This is a genomic window from Halomonas colorata, assembly GCF_014897985.1.
In the GTDB taxonomy this organism is placed as follows: Bacteria; Pseudomonadota; Gammaproteobacteria; order Pseudomonadales; family Halomonadaceae; genus Vreelandella; species Vreelandella colorata.
Map to the genome: position 1 here is coordinate 1 of NZ_JABUZA010000093.1, position 2086 is coordinate 2086.

The window sequence follows — 2086 nt, forward strand, 5'->3', positions numbered from 1 at the left end:
ACAAGGACTCCATGCCGCTCCCTCTGGATTAGGTTAAGGCGATATCGCCAACCGGACAACTAGGCTGACAGAGGGGGATAGCTCCAGCCCAGTGTTTGTGCTTCTCGTGCTTCGGGAGTATCGGGTGGGCTGCCGCTACGAAAGATAGGCATCAGGATGAGAAAAGATTGCTGTGGTTTGCCTGTGGCTTGCACCAGCGTAATAGGCCCTGTTAGACGTACTTCACCGCTGCGCATTGAAGACAGCGCTGCTTGTCGACGGTTAGCCTCAGAAGCTATATCCAGACCTATGGCGGCGAGGTTACGCTCCACCGGATTAATATACTGTATGATGTAGCGTTCAGATTGATGGGGGGCGATTTGGCGAATGGCGAATTCAGGCCACCCATCGACCTGGGCCTGGGTGAGAAACTCAGCTTCGTCTTGCAGCGGCACTCGGCGAATAAAGCCAAACCCACGCGCGCCAGGAAACTCTTCGTCAACATTACGCGTCTTACTGTAAAGGTCAAAACCCTCTCGTGTGATGGCCTGACTGCTTGCCATTGTTTGAATAGCACCGCGCGCGCCGCGCAATCCGTATTGATAAAGCTCAATGCGACTAACTACCCCATCTGCAGCCATTTCGGCTGCCGCAGTCACCGCTTCTTCACGCTGGACCTGATTGAAGTGTGCAACTATCCAGCAGGCAGCAACACTAAATCCCACGCCAGCGATTAAACTGGCAATAGGCCAGCGATTTGTAGGGACTAGCGCGATTTTATTATTCATAGACAATTATTGCCCCAATGCGAAAAAGTGAGGCCTACAAAGAGAGCCGTTAACCCCTCCAATACCTACTATGCTTGCCGGGTGCCTCAATGGAGGTAGTGGTTTCCCAAAGTAAATCTCTAAACTCAATGAACGGGAGCGGTCGGGAAAATAAATAGCCTTGCAGGATTTGACAGTTAAGGCTGCGCAAAGAATTTGCCTGCTCCTGAGTTTCAACCCCCTCAGCAACTAACTCAAGGTCGAGCGCTTGAGCAAGGTTAATAATGGCTTCGATAATGGCTATATCACTCTTATTAAAGAGCATTTCATGGACAAAACTTTTGTCGATCTTCAAAACATCAATTGGGAAGCGTTTGAGATAAGCTAAATTCGAGTATCCTGTACCAAAGTCGTCAATAGCAATACGTATGCCCCGTTCGCGCAAGGAAGAAAGGATATGCTGAGTATGACTAATATCCTTTGCCAGCACTCCCTCTGTAATTTCTAACTCAAGAAACTCAGGTCTTAGCCCCGACTCAAGCAACGTGTTGTTGACCATCTGCAAAAAGGATTCATGAAGAAACTGAACGGTTGAAATATTCACACTGACGACGAGTTGTCTGCCTTCTTTAATTAGTTCCTGGGTATCATGGCAGGCCTTTTGCAGCACAAATTTACCGATGGGTATAATTAGCCCAGTCTCCTCGGCCAGAGGAATAAAATCCATAGGCGAAATTAAACAGCCATTTGCATCGCGCCACCGTACCAGCGCCTCCATCCCTACTATTGAGGCACTTTTGCTATCAACTTTAGGCTGGTAAAACACTTCAAAAATGCCATCCTCAAGCGCGCTGCGCATTTGCTGTTCAAGAAAATGTCGATGGCGAATGCTACTGTCAATGTCAGATGAGAAGAAACGAAAGCGATTACGTCCTTCGAGTTTTGCTTGGTGCATAGCAGCACCAGCATGGCGGTAAAGCGATTCAACGTTTTCACTATCATCGGGGAATAAGCTGATCCCGATGCTAGCGCAAAGGTCGTAACGATACCCTTCAAGAGAGAATGGTACTGCAATTTCAGCCAATATCCTGTTAGCAAAGCTTGCTACAACCTCAAAGCTACTCACATCCAACAGGAGGATAGTGAACTCATCACCTCCTTGTCGGCTGACGGTATCTAGTGCCCGCGATGCGTTTAACAAGCGCGTAGCGGTTTCTCTTAGTATTGCATCGCCAATTGAGTGTCCTAGTGAATCATTGATACTGAATCGCCCCGGATATTCTAGACACCCGTTAGGCTCTTAAAGTAACGCCTTTCATACTCAACCGGTGACAAGTTAT

Annotated in this window: 2 protein-coding genes; both read right to left on the reverse strand. The window is 48.2% G+C overall.

Annotation, left to right across the window (positions count from 1 at the left end):
• Positions 1-59 precede the first annotated feature (59 nt).
• Positions 60-767, reverse strand: coding sequence for a CHASE domain-containing protein (locus INT33_RS20885; RefSeq protein ID WP_193092932.1), 708 nt, complete (start codon positions 765-767; stop codon positions 60-62).
• A 49-nt stretch (positions 768-816) separates the two neighbouring features.
• Positions 817-2007: a putative bifunctional diguanylate cyclase/phosphodiesterase gene (locus INT33_RS20890; RefSeq protein WP_319643952.1), complete on the reverse strand. Its 1191-nt coding sequence runs from the start codon at positions 2005-2007 to the stop codon at positions 817-819.
• Between the last annotated feature and the right edge of the window lie 79 nt (positions 2008-2086).

What these genes read in the sequence shown, in the direction of transcription:
- INT33_RS20885 (WP_193092932.1), bottom strand. Translation starts at nt 767, where the DNA reads ATGAATAATAAAATCGCGCTAGTCCCTACAAATCGCTGGCCTATTGCC.